The sequence below is a fragment of the Zhongshania marina genome, from assembly GCF_002915595.1.
In the GTDB taxonomy this organism is placed as follows: domain Bacteria; phylum Pseudomonadota; class Gammaproteobacteria; order Pseudomonadales; family Spongiibacteraceae; genus Spongiibacter; species Spongiibacter marinus_B.
Window position 1 is genome coordinate 120010 of record NZ_PQGG01000019.1, and the last position, 19695, is coordinate 139704.

Below are 19695 nucleotides of genomic sequence, written 5' to 3' on the forward strand. Positions count from 1 at the left end.
AGAAATGGGCAAAAATGATCGAAAATAGAACAAGCCGAGAACACCCAAAAGCACCGGCAAACCCACCAATCACGCGCAAAAGCCTTGATAGACGGTTCTGTGTAGCACCGATGCTCGACTGGTCAGATCGGCATTGCAGGGTATTTTGGCGTCAGTTGACCACCGAAGCGGTGCTTTACACCGAAATGATCACCACCGGTGCTCTGATTCACGGCGATGCTGAGCGACACCTAAATTTTAGTGATGTAGAACATCCGGTAGCATTGCAGTTAGGCGGTAGCGATCCAGAGGCACTAGTCCACTCAGTTCGACTTGCAGAACAATGGGGCTACGACGAAGTTAATTTAAATTGTGGTTGCCCATCAGACCGCGTTCAAAATGGCTTTTTTGGCGCCTGCTTAATGTCGCGCCCCGCGCTGGTCGCAGACTGTGTTAAGGCCATGAAAGACGCCTGCTCCCTACCCATTACCGTAAAACACCGCATCGGCATTGATGAGCAAGAAGGATATGAACCTCTACAAGAATTCGTCGCCGCCATTGCAGAAGCCGGTAGCGACGCGATTATCGTCCACGCCCGCAAAGCCTGGCTAGAAGGCTTGAGCCCAAAAGAAAACCGCGAAATTCCTCCCTTAAACTACGGTTTGGTGCACCAACTAAAGCAGGACTTCCCAGATCTTGAAATCATCATTAACGGTGGTATTCAAACCATCGATGATGCCGCCTCGCAATTGTCATATGTGGATGGCATCATGATGGGCCGCAGCGCGTATCAAACCCCGTTTATTCTTGCCGATGTAGATTCACAATTTTACGGCCAAGACCGGCAGACACCCGTACGCGGCGATGTCATACGCAGCATGTTCCCCTATATTGAAGCGGAACTCGCCAAGGGCACCCGACTCAATCATATGACTCGACATATATTAGGTCTATTTAATGGAGAACCCGGCGGCCGCCTATTCCGGCGCCATATAAGCGAATACGCCCATCGCCCAAATGCCGGCATTGAGATATTGGAACAGGCGCTTCAACTAACAGATGACGCCCTGCAAACCATGATGACTAAAAGGACAGTGAGTAATGAGTAGTAAGCTAGAACAACTCAAACAATTTACCGACGTAGTTGCCGACACCGGCGACATTGAGGCGATTCGCCGCTTCGCCCCGCAAGACGCAACCACCAACCCGTCGCTCATTCTAAAAGCAGCGCAGCTTCCACAATACCAAGCACTCATTCAAGGGGTGATTGAAAGCCAAGGCGACGGCACCAGAGATGCCCAGTGGCTGCAAAAGACCGCCACTAAGCTAGCTGTAGAAATTGGCGCAGAAATCAGCAAATTAGTGCCGGGCAAAGTCTCTACTGAAGTCGATGCCCGCCTCTCATTTAATACCGAAGCGATGATTGCCGAAGGCCGCTATATAGCAGAACTTTACCAAGAAAAAGGTATCGCCAAGGACCGTCTATTAATTAAAATTGCCTCGACCTGGGAAGGTATACAAGCCGCCGCAGTATTAGAAAAAGAAGGCATAGAGTGCAATCTCACACTGCTTTTCAGTCTTATTCAAGCCGCTGCCTGCGCAGAGGCTGGCGCAACCTTAATTTCACCCTTTGTTGGTCGTATTTTAGATTGGCATGTGGCGCGAGGCGCCAAGCCCGAAACTGCCAACGATGACCCCGGCGTGCAATCGGTTATTGCGATTTACAGTTATTACAAACAACACAATTATAAAACCATCGTCATGGGCGCAAGCTTCCGCAATATTGGCGAAATAGAGGCGCTTGCAGGCTGCGATCGTTTAACCATCAGCCCTGCGTTACTCAATGAGCTAAGTGAAGACAGCCAGCCCTTGCCGCGCCGGCTAGCAACCGATATGGATTTTGCCGCCCACGACAAACTGGACATCACGGAATCCGGCTTCCGCTGGGCGCTTAACGAAGACGCAATGGCGACAGAGAAGCTAGCCGAAGGCATTCGCGCCTTTGCCGCCGACCAAGTTAAACTCGAAACCCTACTTAGCGAGTGGAATTAAGCGATGTTTGAAAAATTAAAACAGCTCTTTAGTGGCGCAGACGAAGACAGCAAAGATTCTGCCATGTCGCTAGAGCTCGCCGCGGCGGCCCTGCTCATTGAAGTCAGCAAGTCTGACTACCAGCAAGATCCTGCGGAAATTGAAAAAATACGCGGCCTGCTAGTTAGCCGCTTTTCGGTTTCCCTGGCGGACATCGAAGAGTTTATGGCAACGGCTGCCGCGCTTAACAAAGACAGCACCTCGCTCTACCCCTTTACACGCTACATCAATGACAACTGCAACAATCTAGAAAAATACGAGTTGATTGTGGCGCTGTGGGAAGTGGCAATAGAAGATGGCAATATCGATAAATACGAAGACCACTTAATTCGCAAAATATCTGACCTTATCTATTTACCCCACACCGAGTTTATCCGCGCGAAGTTAACATGCACAGAAAAAGCGGCTGGCAAATAGATTGGGATGGGGTTTGCGTTAGCAGAAAATTAAAAACACTGACCTTCAAGCAGCGACACTAACTCACGAAACTTTGCGTGATTGCTGTCGCTCAATCCCATTAGTGTACGATGCGCCTCCAGCACACGCTTTTTAACGGCGTCTTCGCTACAGGGTAAGACCGGCAATTCGCCAAGGTCTTCATCGTCAAGCAAGGGCTCTTCTCGAATTCTAAACACCCTATCAAAGCCCATGCTTTCTAGCACGCGGGTGATATCAGGGTTGGTGGACAAAATAAGGGGAACAAACTTAAAACGCTCTTTGGCCTTAATGGCTAATTTAGCCAGCAAGCCCAAGGTGGTGCTATCGACATTTAAGGCGTCAGAAAGATCTACGACAACGCTGGCGAAGCCTTCGACAGACAGCATCTCGTCGAAAAACTCGTCTAAGGTTGTACAAAGCGTCAGCCGCACGTCACCAACTAATTTGATAACAAACGCGCCGTCCTGTCCTGCTACCAATATCCTACCAGGCTGCATTTGCCTATAACCTACACACGACTAAAATTGCGATATCGTCTGGCGCTTCGTCTATTTCTGATAGACCAAAGGTTTCCGCCAGTCCCGTGGACGAACTCTCACCATCTTTGAGAATATCGAGCACTTTTTGCTCTTTTTCCTCAAGGGTGTCGCTGTCCAAGACCTCTAATATACCATCAGAGAACAAGGTCAGCACAGCCCCCGCCGGGAAGCTGATCATGTGATCACTGTACTCGGCATCAGCGAATAAACCAACCGGCATGTCGTGCTCCGGCAAAAACTCCGCTTTACCGTCTAGTGCCATTGCTGGCGCAGGCAAGTGACCCGCCACCGAATAACATAGCTGATGACATTTTAAATCAAACGCGCCAACGCACATGGTGACATGCTTGCCGATACCCATTTCCAATAATTCACGATTAGCAATAGCAAGCATCTTGGCGGGTGACAAAATCGCCGTTGAACCACGGTGCAAAAAATCACTGCGCTTACGGGCGAACAAATTCTTAAGGAATACCGTCACGAATGCCGAACTTGCGCCGTGACCAGACACATCGGCCACAAAAAACACGGCGTGATCGTCACCAACCAAAAAGTAATCAACGAAATCACCGCTTAAATACAAGGACGGCAAAATATAGTGGCAGAAACTATAACCACCAATTTGCTTTGGCGTATCGGGAAGTAAAAGTTGCTGAACGTGCTTGCCCGCTTGCTGGTCTTGCTGCAATAGCGTCAGGCTTTCAAGCAGGTCGCGGTTAGCATTTTCGAGCTTGGTACGGTAAGCCAAGTTTTCGCGCTTTAAAGTACCGCGCTCCACGGCGCGGTCTATGACGTGGCGAATAACGTCTAAATTCTCTGGCGGCAGCATTAAGTAATCTGTCGCGCCGTGGCGCACCGCCTCAACAACATCCGCCAAACTCTTACGTCGGGACACACCAATTAACGGTAATTCCCGAGGGTCAGCGGCCATTTTCCCCAATAGATCTATTCCTCGATCGTCGGGAAAATCTATATCGACCATCACTATATCGATGTCTTCTTCCCTAAAACCCAACATTGCAGCCGCGCAATCGGCGACGGCAATCACAGACATGCCGAGTTTTTTCAAAGAGGACACAAGCTCCGCGTGTACAGCGTCAGCCTGCTGGACCAATAAGATGCTTTGGGGGAAGGTTGCGTTCATCCGGCCTTTTTACTCGCATCTAAGTGCACACACAAGCCGTATTTATGCGGAGAATTTACGCTCGGGGTAAAACAAGCACATTCAGAAATCAAAGGATTCGAAATCTTCATCGCCAAAATCGTCTTCAAGCTTGCCGTCATTGATAAGAAAGTCCCGACGTTGCAAATAGACATCTTTGAAGAAGGTATATTTATCACCAGACACCAAATCTTCGGAGCCCAGCAAAGACGCCCTAACCTGTAGTAAGTCTAGCAGAGTCATACCGTATTGCGCCCTTTCCGGGTCAATCTCCCGCGTAATGGCTGTGTAGGAGTCAACACCAAGTCCCACACCGTCACGCAGGGTGCTGGGGCCAAGCAATGGCAGCATAATAAAAGGGCCATTACCGACACCCCATACCGCAAGGGTTTGACCAAAGTCTTCGGAGTCGCGTTTTAAACCAATTGCACCTGCTACATCAAAAATACCCAATACACCTACCGTGGTATTGATAACGAAGCGACCAGTGCTAGTAAGGGCATCAAGGCCCTCGCCCTGTAATATATCGTTACCGATGTTTTGCACTTCACCGATATTATTAAAAACATTGGCTAAACTTTGATCAACAAACGTAGGGGTCACTTTTTTGTAACCGCGCGCAACGGGCTGCAGCAAATAAAGATCTGCAGTGTCATTGAATGCGAAAATCGCTCGATTGAGCCCCTCCCAAGGGTCGCGAGGATCTCCACCCTCATCCGCAAACGCTAGCGCGCCGTAAAATACCGACAGCAGCAGTACCCAAGTGCAGGCGATTCGTTCCATTGAAATTATTACTCATCAAGTCTTGATAACAGTCATTACTATACGCAATGCATTGAAGCTTGGCACTATTTTGATAATTACGACTCGGCAATAATCAGAATATCGAGACTGACTAATTGCGCCACCAGCTCGCGACCAAAGCCGAGCAGCGATTCTAAATTGCTAGCCAGTTCATCGGCAATGATACTAAGTACGGAAAGACCTGTTTGCGGAGTTTCACCGTCAAACAAAGCCAATAAGCGCGCGGTCACTGCATTGATTTCTAAAAATTCAACACTGTCAGCACGATTGCGGTACACAACGATATAGGTCGGGTCGTCACCCGGCTGTGTAGGCTGATTGTCACTACTAATTAAATGTACCGGAAATTGATAGGCCAAGGACCACGCCAAGGGTGACAAAGATAACTGATTGCTCAATACATCATCAGTCGCATCACACTGGGGTGCTAGTTCTTCTTCTGCAACGTCGAGGGCAAGTTCCACCCATTCGTAATGTGCGAGTTCAATGAGAAACGGCGGATCATTATCAAGCTTGTTGCGCTGCTGCAAATAAGCCAGAAACTCTTCAGCAATTTTTAAAAAGTAAGGGCTTGAGCATTGATACTGAATCATAAAATCCCGCACCATCGCGTCCCAGTCTGCGTCGCAGTACAAGCTCCGACAAACGGGAAAGCCATTGCTTAAAAAGCCATGAATATTGTTAAAAAATAAGTCACGGTAAATATCTAATCGGCGAGACTCTATGCCGCTTGGCCCCGCGCAATGCTCTGGGTCGCGGATAAACTGTGTTAGTTCACGCTGAACCTGCTGAAATGAGCTCATCGAATCGCCGCACTGAATTGAGCAGGTGTCGCTTGCAGACATACCTGCTGAGCCCGCTTAATACGCTGTACTTCCATTAACAACTCAGTCATCGGTGGAAAATTAAAATCGCGCTCTAATAAAGTTGGCAATGGACCGCAGCGCTCATAAGCGGCATCTAACAAGGCCCACACAGGGTCGATAACATCAGCGCCGTGGGTATCAACGCGCAAATCCTCGGCCTCATCGTAATGACCGGCAATATGAATATAGCTCGCGCGCTCAAGCGGCAGTGAGTGCAGAAATTCGTAAGGGTCGTAGCCGTGGTTAATGCTATTCACGTAAATATTATTAACATCTAATAACAGCTCGCAATCCGCCTCCGCCAACACCGCATTTATAAATTCACTTTCGCTCATTTGCTGGGCTGGCGCGGCATAATAAGAGGCGTTTTCTAGCAAAATACGCCGCCCCAATACATCCTGAACGCGCTTTACACGCTCGGCAACATGATGCACAGCCTCCTCGGTAAAGGGGATCGGCAGCAAATCATATAACTGACCTTCGTCACCGCAGTAAGTTAAATGCTCAGAATACAGGGGGCAGTCAAACTCATCCATAAACCGCCTAATAGCCGTTAATAAATTATTATCTAGTGGCGAAAATCCACCGATATTTAAAGACAAACCATGCAAATATACTGGATAGCGCTCCGCAATGTCGCGGAACAAGCGGCCGTAACGACCGCCGATACCTATCCAGTTTTCTGGCGCAACTTCTACAAAGTCAATATCAGAGGGCGTGAGCTGTTTAAACTCCGGCATTAGACCGCGACGCAGGCCAAGGCCTGCAAGCTGACGTCGGTTTTCTACTTTGCCATCATTCATTGATACTGCCATCGTTGCCCAGAATACCTTGCATGCTAAAAGTAGCGATGTTTATTTAGCCGCACCACATGAAGCTTCTTTTGCCGCTTTATCACCGCCGCACTGGCCTTCCATCGCAGCTTTATCAGCTCCACATTTACCTTCACCGCATTTACCTTCGTGGGCTGCCTTGGCTTTGTCTGCTCCGCACTTACCTTCGCCACATTTACCTTCACCGCACTTGCCTTCATGGGCAGCCTTGGCTTTATCAGCACCGCATTTTGCCTCGCCACACTTACCTTCATGTGCTGCTTTAGCCTTATCGGCACCGCACTTTGCCTCACCACATTTAGCTTCGTGCTCAGCCTTCGCCGCTTTATCGGAGCTACCCATTGCTAACTCATAGCCAGCGCTTAATTGCTTGGCCGCAAAAGGATTGCTATCTGCCATTGCGGGGCTAACCGCTGACGCCAACATTGCCGCACCAAACGCCGCTGCTAAAGGTTTTTTAGTAAAAGAAGCCATTCTTTAATCTCCATATCGGCTCAGCACCGAATTAGTTAGTTAAATACGTGCAATCACGCTTTGTAGAAACCGGCCAAACAATATCGGCACTACTCGGTATATCCACTCCGTTTTAGCATAGCCGCATACCAAAATTTAACAACACGATGGCAGGTTTACGTTACCCGAGGGCTTTCCGATCCCCATCATCTGTTTATATACGGCCTTGCACAGTAGACCAAGCTAGTCTCAAAATGTTACATCTTGATATACGGTTTTCCAAAGTTGCTTTAAACGCTTCTCTGATACCGGTGATCGCGTGCCAATATTTTGTGCAAAAAGTGATATGCGGAATTCCTCCAGCTGCCAGCGGTACTCACGCAATAATGGATGCGACCTTACCGACGCCGGGGCCTTCGCCAAGAAATCTATCAGCTGCTGCTGAAGCGGTTCCAGTACCAAGGTACATTGGCGATCTCGCTGATAATGACCGTCTAGTTTTTCAAGGCGTTGCAAAACAGCCCGCAGATAGCGCGGATACTGGTTTAACTCCTCGCGATGAAGCTCGGTAATAAAGCCCTCAAAGAACAAGGCTTGAAGCTGAGTATTCACGTCATTGATACTGTGAATCCAACTCAGAGAATTAAGTTTTTTCAATACTCGTCGAATATCTGAATAGTGGCCGAGTATTTCTGCCAACAAGGCAGCGTAGCTCTCCGCATCAGCGCTGAAATTTGCCCGCCCTGCTTCCCACATTCTGTGAAAATCTGCTTCGGTTTCTGGCAATTGTTCTATATCGACGGCGAAACTTTGACGCGCTGCCGCGAGCAAGCAGTCTTCAAGCCAGCGCTTTTTCTGCTCCCCCACTGCGGCAAACTGAAGTTGGACGGCATTGCTGCGAAACAAATTCGCCCTCAGCATTTTTGCCTGCTGAGCCATTCGCAGTAACAGTAAGCGCAAAACGCCAAAAAGGCTTTTTTGCTGCGCATCCTGTTCTGATTCGGCCAATTCCAATACGACCTTGTCGCCATCATCGCGAAGACAAGGATAAGCGGTTAAGGTCGCGCCACTGCGTTTGAATTCGTGACTTTTTTCTAAGCTACCAAAGTTCCAATCCTGTAGTAACTTTGTCGTAAATCCACCGCGACTCTCTTCAGATATACCCTGCTGTACTTGGTTAGCCAACAGGCTTTTTAGAGCCGCTAAATCACGCCCTTGGGCCAGTAATTTACCCGCATTATCTAAGACTCGAATATTCATTAGATAATAATCGTCTAGGCGGTTAGCAGCCCACTCTTTAACATCAATTTGCAAACCGCTTAATCGACGCAGGGCGTCAGCTAACTGGGGTAGCAATGCCTGATCACTGGCGCTAATCATAGGCAGTGCCCGATCAACAAAATCTGGCACCGGCACCAACTGCTTGCGCTGTGCCTTGGGCAAGGTCTTCACCAATGCAATACATTTTTCCCGTAGCAGGCCTGGCACAAGCCACTCAAGACGCCCCTCTGCTAGGTGCACTAAATTACCCAGCGGCACCGAAACACTGACCCCGTCGGCGGGATGCCCCGGCTCAAAGTGATAGCTCAGCGCCAAACTCATACCCGCGCACTGCAGCGAATCCGGAAATTGTTGCTCGGTCACATCACCGCCGTTATGGCGCATCAATTCACCGCGACTTAAAAACAAGGTCTTAGGTGGTGCGCTTGCTTTTAACCAGTGCTCAAGATGTTTAGCGGTGGTAATTCCGGCGGGAATACGCTCATTGTAATATTGGAATAATTCTTCATCAGAAACCAAGATATCGCGGCGGCGAGCCTTGTCTTCAAGTTCAGAGATTTCTGCCATCAAGCGCTTATTGTGACGAAAAAATTCTGCGCGCCCTTGATAACGACCTTCCACCAAAGCTTGGCGAATAAGTATTTCTCGACTTTCTTCCGGTGCAATAGGGCCGTAATGAACACGCTTTTTATCGCGAATTATCAAGCCATAAAGCGAGGTCTGTTCAAAGGCCATAACGCGACCACTGCGCGCCTGCCAGTGGGGTTCGTAATAGCTGCGCTTTAGCAGACTATCATTCACGCCCAATACCCATTCCGGATCAATCTTGGCAACACAGCGGGCGTAAAGCTGACTGGTTTCCGCTAACTCAGCAGCGACAATCCAACTCGGCGGTTTTTTAAATAGTGCCGAACCAGGAAATATATGTAATTTGCGATTGCGGGCACCAATAAATTCGCGGTTCTCGTCTTTTGTTGCTATTTGCCCTAGAAAACCTGGCAATAAGGCTTTATGGATACTATCAAAGTCTGCTGCGTCTTTATTTTGCTTAAGGCCCAACTGCCGGCACATCAAAGTAAGTTGGTGGTGGACTTCCCGCCACTCACGCATTCTTGTCCACGACAAAAACTCACGCTGACAGAGTTTTCGCCACTGGCTGGCTGACAAAGCCTGACGCTGTTCCTCGGCGTAATCCCAGAGCGCAACAAAAGCGGCAAAGTCGGAATCTTTTTGCCAAAAGCGGCGATGCTTCTCGTCTGAGGCCTGCTGCTTATCTGCCGGCCTTTCTCTAGGGTCTTGAATACTTAAAGCGCTAGCGATGATCAACATCTCGCGCAAGCAAGATGACTCCGCAGCGGCTAATAGTAAACGGCCAATGCGGGGATCAACCGGAAAACGGCCAAGTTGCTCGCCGAGCTTTGTTAGCCGGCCATCGTTTACTGCACCCAGCTCAGCTAGTAGCGCAAAACCGTCGTTGACGAATTTTTTATCCGGTGCATCAACAAAGGGAAACTCGGAGATATCTCCAAGCTTAAGCTGTAACATTTGTAATATTACAGCGGCAAGGTTTGTGCGCTGAATTTCCGGCTCGGTGTATTCGGGCCGAGTCAAATAATCCGCTTCGCTATAAAGCCGGTAAGCAATACCCGCCGCGACACGGCCACAGCGCCCCGCCCGTTGATTTGCACTAGCCTGAGAAATTGCTTCTATCGGCAGGCGCTGAACTTTGCTGCGCACACTGTAACGGCTGACGCGGGCGGTGCCGCCGTCGATTACATAGCGAATGCCTGGCACCGTGAGAGAGGTTTCTGCTACGTTAGTGGCAAGTACGACCCGCCAACCGCGACGGCCACGCAAATCAAATATACGCTGCTGCTCTGCACTACTAAGCCTAGAATACAGAGGCAACACTTCGGCACCCGGCAGGTCAGCACGTTTTAGGTGACGGGTTAGCTCCCGAATATCACGCTCACCGCTTAAAAACACCAAGGTGTCGCCGTGGCGATGGGCGCCTTCTGCCATTAGCTCCCGCAGCACCGCCTCTACCGCCTCCCCTAGGTCATTATCTGGACTCAATTCTTCCTGAGGCCGATACCGATATTCAACGGGATAGCTGCGTCCAGAGACCTCGATAACGGGTGCATTATTGAAATGCGCCGAAAAGCGCTCTACATCAATTGTCGCCGAGGTAATAATTAATTTTAAATCTGGTCGCTTAGGTAAGAGGGTTTTTAAATAGCCAAGCAAAAAATCGATATTCAGGCTGCGCTCGTGAGCTTCATCAATAATGATGGTGTCATATTCGCTCAAATACCGGTCGCGCTGGATTGCGGCCAATAAAATACCGTCGGTCATTAATTTTATATAACTGTTAGGCGACGCGACTTCTTGAAAGCGAATTTGATAAGCAACGCCGTCGCCAAGTGGCGTATTCAGTTCCTCTGCCAAACGCTGCGCCACCGCCCGAGCAGCTAAACGCCTTGGCTGGGTGTGGGCAATCAAGCCCTCAACACCCCGCCCCATTTCTAAACATATTTTGGGGATCTGAGTGGTTTTACCCGAACCGGTCTCGCCGGCCAAAACCACTACCTGATGGTCGGCAATAGCCTTACGAATATCCTCTAACCTTTGCGCAACTGGCAAATCTTCCGGATAAAGTACTTTCGGTAAATTGTCGCGGCGCGACTTAACTCTCAGCGCAGAGGCATTTATACGCTGCGCAAGGGCAAGTAATTTTTTACTCGTATCCGCATGAGCAGCCTGCTTTTGCAAGGCTCGACACTGCCTAGCAAAACCAAAACGGTCGCCCAACATACATTCGTCGATACTGGCCATTAAGCTGGCCGCGGTAATTTCAGACATAAACACCGTATAAATAAAAAAGGCGCCTTAAGGCGCCTTTTTGCTAAGAACTGACGAATTACTCAGCTTTCGCGAGCTTGGCAAGCTCCTCGTCTCGAAGTGAACGGCGCAATACTTTACCGACATTAGTCTTTGGTAATTCATCACGCACTTCTATATAACGCGGCATTTTATAGCCGGTTAAGCGTTCACGCAAAAATGCTTTCAATTCGTCTTTATCAATATCGCCTTTTTTAGCGGCAACAAAGATTTTAACTGCCTCGCCTGACTTTTCATCAGGCACACCAATTGCGGCGCATTCTGCAATATTGGGGTGCCCGCTGAGTACATCTTCAATTTCATTAGGATATACATTGAAGCCAGAAACAATGATCATATCTTTCATGCGATCAACAATCCGCATATAACCGTCTTCTTGAACAATCGCCACGTCGCCGGTATGCAACCAACCGTCTTTAATGGTTTTCTCAGTTTCGTCAGGGCGCTGCCAATAGCCCATCATCACCTGAGGGCCGCGCACACATAATTCACCGCGCTCACCAATACCGACATCTTCACCGGCTTCAGTAACAATACGAACTTCCGTACCTGGCAAGGCAATGCCGATAGTACCAATCTGGTTGGCACCACCCGGATTAATGGAGACAACCGGCGATGTTTCTGTCAGCCCGTAGCCTTCATAAACTTGAGCGCCGGTGACTTCCATCCACTCTTTAGCTGCACCCGCAGTTAGAGCCATACCACCAGACAGTGTTGCTTTAACGGATGAAAAATCTAAGTCTCTAAACTCTGGATGATTACAGAGCTGAACAAACAGCGTGTTAATGCCACTCATACCGCTCCAGCGCCAGCGTTTCATTTCTTTAATCACGCTACCCAAGTCCCGTGGATTTGGAATAAGCACAGCATGATTGCCCTGCATCATGACGCAGAAAGACAGCATAAAGGAATAAATATGGTACAGCGGCAAGGGCGACAAAAAGGTTTCTGTCCCTTCCTTTAGCCCGTAGCTTTCAAACAGTTGCTTGCTCTGCAATACATTGGCCATCAAATTGCGATGACTAATCATGGCGCCTTTAGACACACCCGTTGTACCACCGGTGTATTGCAATAAAGCCACGTCTTCCGCCGCAGGATTTGCAGGCGTATAGCGACCACTTTTACCCAAAGCCAAGGTCTTGCGATACGCAACTGCGTTTTTAAAACTAACGTCAGGCACCATTTTCTTAACGTATTTCACGACGTTATTGATTAAGGGCCGCTTGAAGCCAGTATGTAAATCGGCAATTTCAGTCACAATCACGGTTTCTACCGGCGTATCAGCAACGACTGCCGCAGCGGCTTCCGCAACATTTGCTAACACCACCAGCACTTTGGCGCCGGAATCGTTCAATTGGTGTTTAAGCTCACGCTCGCTGTAAAGCGGATTGGTGTTAACTACCACCATACCCGCGCGAATTGCGCCAAAAAGCGCGACGGGATACTGAAGAATATTCGGCATTTGCAAAGCAATACGATCGCCGGCATGCAGGCTAGTATGGTTTTGCAAATAACAGGCAAATTGGGCAGACAAAACGTCCAAATCACCGTAGGTCAAGGTCTTACCCATACAGGACATAACGGGGCGATCGGCAAACTGCGTAGCACAGTAGGCGAACATCTCGACTAAGTTAGCATATTGACTAAGGTCAACGCTGCTTGGCACGCTGGCCTTTTCCCGTGCAGCACTTATAGCTGCTGCGATCTCTTCCATTGCTGACAAAGTAGTCCCCTCTTCATGCCTTGTTGTTATTAATGTCGTGCCTAAACTACTGGCAGTCCAACCACACATACTAAAAGTGGCAAGCTATCGGTATTTGTACTCACTGTCAACACTAGCGTCCCGCACCGCTACGCCTCAGCGCTAATTTCCTCCTTCTTGCGGTACTGTTCAGGGTCGATAAACATCAACTGTAAGACCAACTCACCGGCTCGACGCAGGTCTGCACCTAAGACTAAGGCGTTAAAATCACCGTCGATATGACTAATCGCTGGAATATTAAACATCAATTGGCGACCACTATCGTCGCTCATTACAATTGGTTCAGACTCAGCTTTAATTACTTTAACGATTTCTGCGCACAGCATCTGCAGCTGTAGCTTAAAGGCGCTGAAATTGAGATGCCCGTTAAACTCCTGTGGCATCAACTGCAAACGCACTCGCAGTTTTGATTTATCTGGCATCGACATTTCAGTTAAATACAGCTCACGCCCCGCCTCCAACTCTTTAAAATAGCGCTTGGCCTCGGTTCTACCCACATCCAGTAGGCAGGTTTTGAATAAATTCACCGCAATAGCGAGCACACTCGGGGCATCTAGATTTACATTCATGATTTAGTTACCTGATTCATCTACAAAACACTTCATCACTATGAAGCAAATTATTCTTTTTCGCTAAGTAGCTCAATCTGCGAACTACCTTCTTCGATAAGCGCCAAGCGATGGCACGCAGCTTCTGTGTCCACCAAGCTAGGCAAGAGCCTCGGCGGGCTCTCACAACAGGCCGCAATAGCCAATTGGCAGCGCGGCGCAAATCGACAGCCACTGTCGCTTGCCAACGGCGCCTTATTCGCTACCGCTTTCACATCGGCTAGTGAACCCAATACGCGCTCGCGGGGATTTCCGTCCAGATGCGCGGCCAATAATTTTACCGTATATGGATGCCTAGGCGACTCAAATACTGCGGTGGTTGGCCCAATTTCGACTATTTCGCCCAAATACATTACCGCTGTACGACTTGCCAAAAACCGCACAACCGCAAGATCGTGGGCAATGAACAACATCGCCGTATTGTGCTCGCGCTGCAATTCCTGCAGTAAATTTATGATTTGCGCCTGCACAGACACATCTAGTGCCGACACCGGCTCGTCACATATAACAAGCTGAGGCTCAGCAATAAAGGCTCGGGCGATACCAATTCGCTGACGCTGACCACCGGACAGCTCATGGGGATAGCGCTCCCCCGCCGACCTCGGCAATCCAACCCTATCTAGCCAATACATTGCCTTGTCGAGGGCGGCTTTACCCCGAACACCAAGACTCCACAAGGGCTCTTGTAAACTGGCGAGGATGGTCATCCGCGGATTCAAGCTCGCATAGCTATCCTGAAACACCATTTGTACTTTCGTCGACATCTCGCGGAACTGACGGCGACTATAGTGCTGCGGCATGTCTTTGCCATCTATGCACACTGTTCCAGCGCTTCTCGCCTGCAAACCGGCGATAATTCGTCCCAAGGTAGACTTGCCTGAGCCACTCTCCCCAACCAAGCCCAGCACCTCACCAGCGCCTATTTGCAAATTGACGCCATCCACCGCCGCCAAATAATTTTCACCGCTTTTAAAATGACAGCGCAGTTGGCTCACCTTGATAAAAGGACTCGTCATGAACGACTACTCCCAATCACCGAGGTCTTGGTAAAGCCCTCTTTCTCACGCCAGCGTTGAGGGTGATCCTCGTGCCAAAGCCAGCAACGCGCTAGATGATGCTCACCAACAGGCATTGGCGGCGGTGCCTGTTCACATACCGCCATGCGCTGTGAGCAACGTGCTGCAAATCCACAGCCCGTCGGCGGCTTGCGCAAATCCGGTGGGGTTCCGGCGATCGCCTCTAGCGGTCTGGGGTTTTCTAAACTCGGCACCGCCCGCTTTAAGGCCTGGGTGTAAGGATGTGCCTCGGTGCTAAAAACCTGATTTAAGGAACCAGACTCAACTGTTTGCCCCGCATACATAACCGATACTGAGTCGGCAATCTCTGCGACTACGCCTAGGTCATGGGTAATAAACAACATTGCCGTGCCGCTTGATTCCCGCATTTCCTGCAGCAAACAGAGCACCTCGGCCTGCACGGTGACATCCAGTGCCGTCGTGGGTTCATCTGCAATAAGCAGCTCTGGCTCGCACACCACCGCCATCGCAATCATGGCCCGTTGCAACATTCCGCCAGAAAACTCGAAGGGATATTGCTCGGCGCGCTGAGCAGGGTTGGCAATAGCCAAACGCTCCAACAGCGCAATTGCGCGCATTTTAGCGTCGCGCCGCGACATACCCTTATGAATTCGCAAGGGCTCGGCGATTTGCGCGCCAATAGTTTGGGTAGGGTCTAAGGCCGTCATTGGGTTTTGAAAAATCATGGCGATCTGATTGCCACGCAACTGACGCCAATCGCGTTCAGTTAACTGTGTCATATCGCGCCCCGCGAATTGCCACTGCTGGGCCGTCGTTTTAGCAGCACCTGGCATCAGGCCTAACAAGCTCATTGCAGTGACGGATTTCCCGCAGCCCGACTCGCCAACCAAGGCTCGGCACTCGCCCGCTTGCAAACTCAAAGACACATCTCGAACAGCCTGAACAGAGCCGATACTAACCTGCAGTGATTCAAGATTTAACAAACTCATGCGCGCACCACCCCCGAGCGTCGATCAGTGGCGTCGCGCAGGGCATCACCTAAGATATTAAAGGCGAGCACCGACATACTGATCAGCAAGGCCGGCAACAGCAATTGCCGAGGGTGCGACAGCAGCGTTTTAATGCCGTCGTTACACAAAGCCCCCCAAGAGGTGGTCGGTGGTGAAACCCCCATACCAATAAACGACAAAAATGCCTCAGTAAAAATGGCCTGTGGAATCGCAAAACTAAAGGCAACTAAAATCATTGGCAGCACATTAGGAAGCATATGACGCAGAATAATGCGGCTCGTCCCCACCCCCGCAATCCGCGACGCCTCAACAAACGGTTGGCTGCGCAGGGCCAACACCTGCCCCCGAATCAGTCTGGCGCTACCGGGCCAACTTAACACCAGCATCGCCACGATAAGCGGCATAATGCCGTTTTCCCCCGGACCAATCCCAAACGCGACGCGGAATAAAATCATGAATAATAAAAATGGCAGTGCGACCACAAAGTCGACAAAACGCATGGCGAGCTGATCCACCCAGCCCCCCATCAAACCGGCGATAGCACCAAAAACACAGCCAAAACTGATATATAGCAAGGGTGCTACCACGCCCACGAATAAAGACGTTCTACCACCCGCCATTAACCGCGCCAAAATATCGCGCCCCAAGGCATCGGTGCCTAGCGGGTGTGCGGGAATATCAACCCATTCTTCATTTCCGCCCAGCGGAATCAAGCCTTGCAACTGAGCTTCAAAGGCAGACATAGCAGGCTCAGGACGAACCTCCCGCGCCAACAGCAGCAAGCCTGTCTCTGCATCGGCAATGGTATAACGATACACCTCGCGACTTAGCTGCAAGCGGTCTTGATAATAGTTATCTCCTGTTTCCGCCATTGCCAAGCCTAGGCCCGGCTTATTCGCGTCGCCACGATAAATTCGGTAGCGCTCAACTCCCGCCAGCTTGGGCCAGTGCAAGCGCACATACTCTGTATTGGCGGTGTGAATTGTTAAGCCCCGAGGTGAATCACTCTTTGCAGAGGGTCGCCAATCCCCATTGTCAGACACAATGCGTACGGAATAGGCGCTACTCGCACCGTCAGAAATTTGCGACAGCCATTGCTGTGATGGGCTCTGCTGCCACAGCAATGGGCCTACAGTCACAAACAACAACAAACACAAGACCATGAGTGCCGATAAAACAACCATCGGACTTGCCATAGGCGGCAAAGGAAGCGGAGCAACAGCTTCTACGTCGTCAGCGGCGCCCCAGGTTTTGGGGGCAAATCGGAATACAGAAATTGCCATTATGTTAACAGCCTCATGACCTGCCCCGATGCAAACGAATCCGCGGATCAATCAAGCCATAACTAATATCAACCAAGACCACCACTAAAACCAAAAACGCGCCATAAAACACGGTTGTTCCCATAATGACGGTGTAATCAAGTTGCTGCACAGCCTGCACGAAATAACGCCCAAGCCCCGGAATAGCAAAAATCAATTCCACAACAAAACCGCCGGTGGTAATTGCCGCAATGGTTGGCCCTAACTCGGTGACTACTGGCAGCACGGCGTTTCGCAATTGATGGTGAAAAAACAAGCGCCAGCCGTGAACGCCCTTGGCTTTGGCGGCGACATTAAAATCTGCGCTGAGCACTTCAAGCATAGAAGCACGCATAATTCGGCTTAAATAAGCCATAGTACCCAAGCCCAATACCAGCGCTGGCACCCAAATTTGACTCACACTCCCCCAGCCGGCAACCGGTAATAATGTTTTACCTGCGGCATTATTCATCGCCACAATCACCAACTGAGCGAGACCGGCAATCACAAAACCGGGCACCGAGATAGCGGCAATGACGGCAACCATCACCAGCCGGTCTGGCCAGCGGTTGCGACAATAGGCGGCAACTGAACCCGCTGCGATACCTCCTACCAAAGCGATTAGCACAGCGGCGATACCTAAAATAGCGGAGATGGGAAAATGCTCGCGAATAATATCATTCACGCGGCGGTTTTCTTGGGTGAAGGAAATACCAAAGTCGCCCTTCAACATATTGCCAAGAAAAAGACGGTACTGGTCAAACAAAGGTTTGTCTAAACCATAGCGCGCCTCAAGCTGGGCCCGCACCGCTGGCGTCATTGCCTTTTCTTGGGTAAGAGGGTCGCCAGGCACAGCGTGCATCGCAAAAAACGTCGCAGTGGCGATAAACCAAATGGTAATCACACCCGACAACAACCTTTTAGCAATAAAACTCAGCATCGCTATTCTTCAATCCATGCGTAACGAAACAGCGGATCGCCACCAAAAATCGAACGTCGCACCCCTTTTAAACGCGGATTTTGCACATAAAGCGCGCCATTTTCATAGGTTGGCAGTATTGGCACGTCTTCAACCACTAAGCGCTGTATCTGCGCCATTGCATTAAATCGCGTTCGAGCATCGTTGCTCTCCTGCGCCAAACGAATCCACCGGTCATACAGCGGGTTGTCGTAACGACCACGGTTATTATCATTCCAAGACGCGAACAAATCTGCAAAGGTCATTATATCGTCGTAGTCTGGCCCCCAAGCGGCGGCGACAATGTCGAAGTCACCTCGACGCATTTTCTCTAGGCGCTGTTTAAAAACCTGCTGGTCAATACGAAGCTCAATCCCTAACCCCTTTTTAAAGAGGTATTGATAATACTCTGCCTCTTGCAGCGCTCTTGGACTATCGCCCGCCAATAACACCAGTGGCGGCCATTCGCTGAAGCCCAATTCAGCCTTGGCCTTTTGTAGATGTTCGCGCGCCGCCGCAATATCTGGATCAACCCGCATCACCGGATACTCTTCCCTGAAAGACTTTTCGTTACCCTTTACGGTGACAGGAAAAAGTGAATACGCGGGTTTAATCCCCGGCAGCCCAATAATTTTGTTCACCAATAAATCAGGATCGATTAAGCGCTGTACAGCCTTGCGGAAGGAGTGATTGGCGGTGATACGCCCCTCTCGAAAATTGAACTCAAGAAAAAACAGCGACCCAGTATGAAAATATTCAATATCAAAGCCCCGCTCTACCGCCTCATTCAATAGCCCAGTATCAAGCGGTGCGATGGCAATTTGCTGGTCGCGAAATAAATTAAACTGCGCACTGGGATCCGCAGTGATATAGGGCATATCAATTTCATTAATTTTTACGGCGTCTGCCTGCCAGTAATGGCTATTTTTACGTAAACGCAAATGCGCGCCGTGCACCCACTTATCCAGTGTATACGCACCATTAAATATTAATTTATCGCCGTCTGCAGCGTAGCGACCACCCCAGTGCGCCACTATATCTTCGCGCATCGGCAGGAACGTCATAAAGGCAGCAAGGCTAAGAAAATAAGGACAGGGCTGCCCAAACTCTACCCGCAATTCATAATCCGAAACCGCGACAACACCAAGTTCAGCAGCAGGCACTTTACCGCTATTGACCGCCTCGGCATTTTTAATGGGATAAAAGATAAACGCGTATTGCGAAGCCGTACTTGGCTTCAGAGCGTGCTGCCAAGCAAAAACAAAATCATGGGCGGTAACGGGTTTACCATCGCTCCACCTCGCAGTCTCCCGCAGCCAAAAGCTCGCGCCATTGGCATCTAACTCCCAACGCTCCGCCACACCCGGCGCCAATTCACCATCTGCGCCGTATACCAGCAGACCTTCCATAATGTGAGCGAGAACAAAACTGGCGATGGTGTCTGTCGCAACCGCACTATTTAATGTCGGGGGTTCTGTTGCCAAGGCAAGGGTGACCTTAGCATTTGCGGCATCGACTGCCTGCGCGTTTACTGGGAGGCTAGCACTAAAGCAAAATAAAAAAGTCGCTAGCCATCGCCATTGCCCTGAAAGCGTCTGCGCGAATCGACTAGCCAAGGATTTCGCTATGTTCACTGCTACAATACATCCCTCTTTAATTCTGACATCACTAT

The 19695-nt window shown here is 49.9% G+C and carries 17 protein-coding genes; 3 read left to right on the plus strand and 14 right to left on the minus strand.

What is annotated here, in order from left to right; genetic code table 11:
* Nucleotides 1-14 precede the first annotated feature (14 nt).
* The 3 genes from dusA to C0068_RS08415 are packed head-to-tail and all read left to right on the plus strand — an operon-like array spanning nt 15 to nt 2487.
* Complete coding sequence (gene dusA / locus C0068_RS08405) at nt 15-1088, plus strand: tRNA dihydrouridine(20/20a) synthase DusA (protein ID WP_103684045.1); 1074 nt, start codon at nt 15-17, stop codon at nt 1086-1088.
* Complete coding sequence (gene tal, locus C0068_RS08410) at nt 1081-2031, plus strand: transaldolase (protein ID WP_103684046.1); 951 nt, start codon at nt 1081-1083, stop codon at nt 2029-2031. Before dusA ends, tal begins: the two co-directional genes overlap by 8 nt.
* Before the next feature lie 3 nt (nt 2032-2034).
* Nucleotides 2035-2487: a tellurite resistance TerB family protein gene (locus C0068_RS08415; protein WP_103684047.1), complete on the plus strand. Its 453-nt coding sequence runs from the start codon at nt 2035-2037 to the stop codon at nt 2485-2487.
* A gap of 29 nt (nt 2488-2516) precedes the next feature.
* On the opposite strand, the gene C0068_RS08420 is transcribed toward C0068_RS08415, so the two are convergent.
* The 14 genes from C0068_RS08420 to C0068_RS08485 all read right to left on the minus strand — a co-directional run bounded on the left by C0068_RS08420 (nt 2517) and on the right by C0068_RS08485 (nt 19657).
* A complete protein-coding gene (locus C0068_RS08420; RefSeq protein ID WP_103684048.1) occupies nt 2517-3005 on the minus strand; it encodes an STAS domain-containing protein in 489 nt (162 codons plus the stop codon).
* A gap of 4 nt (nt 3006-3009) precedes the next feature.
* Nucleotides 3010-4191, minus strand: a complete 1182-nt coding sequence (locus C0068_RS08425; RefSeq protein WP_103684049.1) for a PP2C family protein-serine/threonine phosphatase — start codon at nt 4189-4191, stop codon at nt 3010-3012.
* An 81-nt stretch (nt 4192-4272) separates the two neighbouring features.
* The gene (locus tag C0068_RS08430) at nt 4273-4992 is read right to left on the minus strand and encodes an MlaA family lipoprotein (RefSeq protein ID WP_233208774.1); all 720 of its coding nucleotides are present in this window, start codon (nt 4990-4992) and stop codon (nt 4273-4275) included.
* A gap of 77 nt (nt 4993-5069) precedes the next feature.
* Complete coding sequence (locus C0068_RS08435; protein WP_103684051.1) at nt 5070-5816, minus strand: HvfC family RiPP maturation protein; 747 nt, start codon at nt 5814-5816, stop codon at nt 5070-5072.
* Complete coding sequence (locus C0068_RS08440) at nt 5813-6682, minus strand: HvfB family MNIO-type RiPP peptide maturase (RefSeq protein ID WP_103684052.1); 870 nt, start codon at nt 6680-6682, stop codon at nt 5813-5815. The genes C0068_RS08435 and C0068_RS08440 overlap by 4 nt, the downstream gene beginning before the upstream one ends.
* A 51-nt stretch (nt 6683-6733) precedes the next feature.
* On the minus strand, nt 6734-7186 hold the full coding sequence (locus C0068_RS08445) for an HvfA family oxazolone/thioamide-modified RiPP metallophore (RefSeq protein WP_103684053.1): 453 nt from the start codon (nt 7184-7186) through the stop codon (nt 6734-6736).
* A 228-nt stretch (nt 7187-7414) separates the two neighbouring features.
* Nucleotides 7415-11308 carry an ATP-dependent RNA helicase HrpA gene (gene hrpA / locus C0068_RS08450; RefSeq protein ID WP_233208775.1) on the minus strand — a complete coding sequence of 1298 codons (3894 nt, stop codon included), beginning with the start codon at nt 11306-11308 and terminating at the stop codon, nt 7415-7417.
* A gap of 58 nt (nt 11309-11366) precedes the next feature.
* Nucleotides 11367-13061 (minus strand): AMP-binding protein, encoded by a 1695-nt coding sequence (locus C0068_RS08455; RefSeq protein WP_103684054.1) that lies wholly within the window; start codon nt 13059-13061, stop codon nt 11367-11369.
* A gap of 137 nt (nt 13062-13198) precedes the next feature.
* On the minus strand, nt 13199-13678 hold the full coding sequence (locus C0068_RS08460) for a hypothetical protein (protein WP_103684055.1): 480 nt from the start codon (nt 13676-13678) through the stop codon (nt 13199-13201).
* 50 nt (nt 13679-13728) lie between these two features.
* A complete protein-coding gene (locus C0068_RS08465) occupies nt 13729-14733 on the minus strand; it encodes an oligopeptide/dipeptide ABC transporter ATP-binding protein (protein ID WP_103684056.1) in 1005 nt (334 codons plus the stop codon).
* Nucleotides 14730-15743: an ABC transporter ATP-binding protein gene (locus C0068_RS08470; protein WP_103684057.1), complete on the minus strand. Its 1014-nt coding sequence runs from the start codon at nt 15741-15743 to the stop codon at nt 14730-14732. Before C0068_RS08470 ends, C0068_RS08465 begins: the two co-directional genes overlap by 4 nt.
* Nucleotides 15740-17047, minus strand: coding sequence for an ABC transporter permease (locus tag C0068_RS08475; RefSeq protein ID WP_103684058.1), 1308 nt, complete (start codon nt 17045-17047; stop codon nt 15740-15742). Before C0068_RS08475 ends, C0068_RS08470 begins: the two co-directional genes overlap by 4 nt.
* A gap of 13 nt (nt 17048-17060) precedes the next feature.
* Entirely contained in the window at nt 17061-18005 is a 945-nt protein-coding gene (locus tag C0068_RS08480) for an ABC transporter permease (RefSeq protein WP_103684059.1), read from the minus strand.
* 2 nt (nt 18006-18007) lie between these two features.
* Nucleotides 18008-19657 carry a peptide ABC transporter substrate-binding protein gene (locus C0068_RS08485; protein WP_103684060.1) on the minus strand — a complete coding sequence of 550 codons (1650 nt, stop codon included), beginning with the start codon at nt 19655-19657 and terminating at the stop codon, nt 18008-18010.
* Nucleotides 19658-19695: the final 38 nt, after the last annotated feature.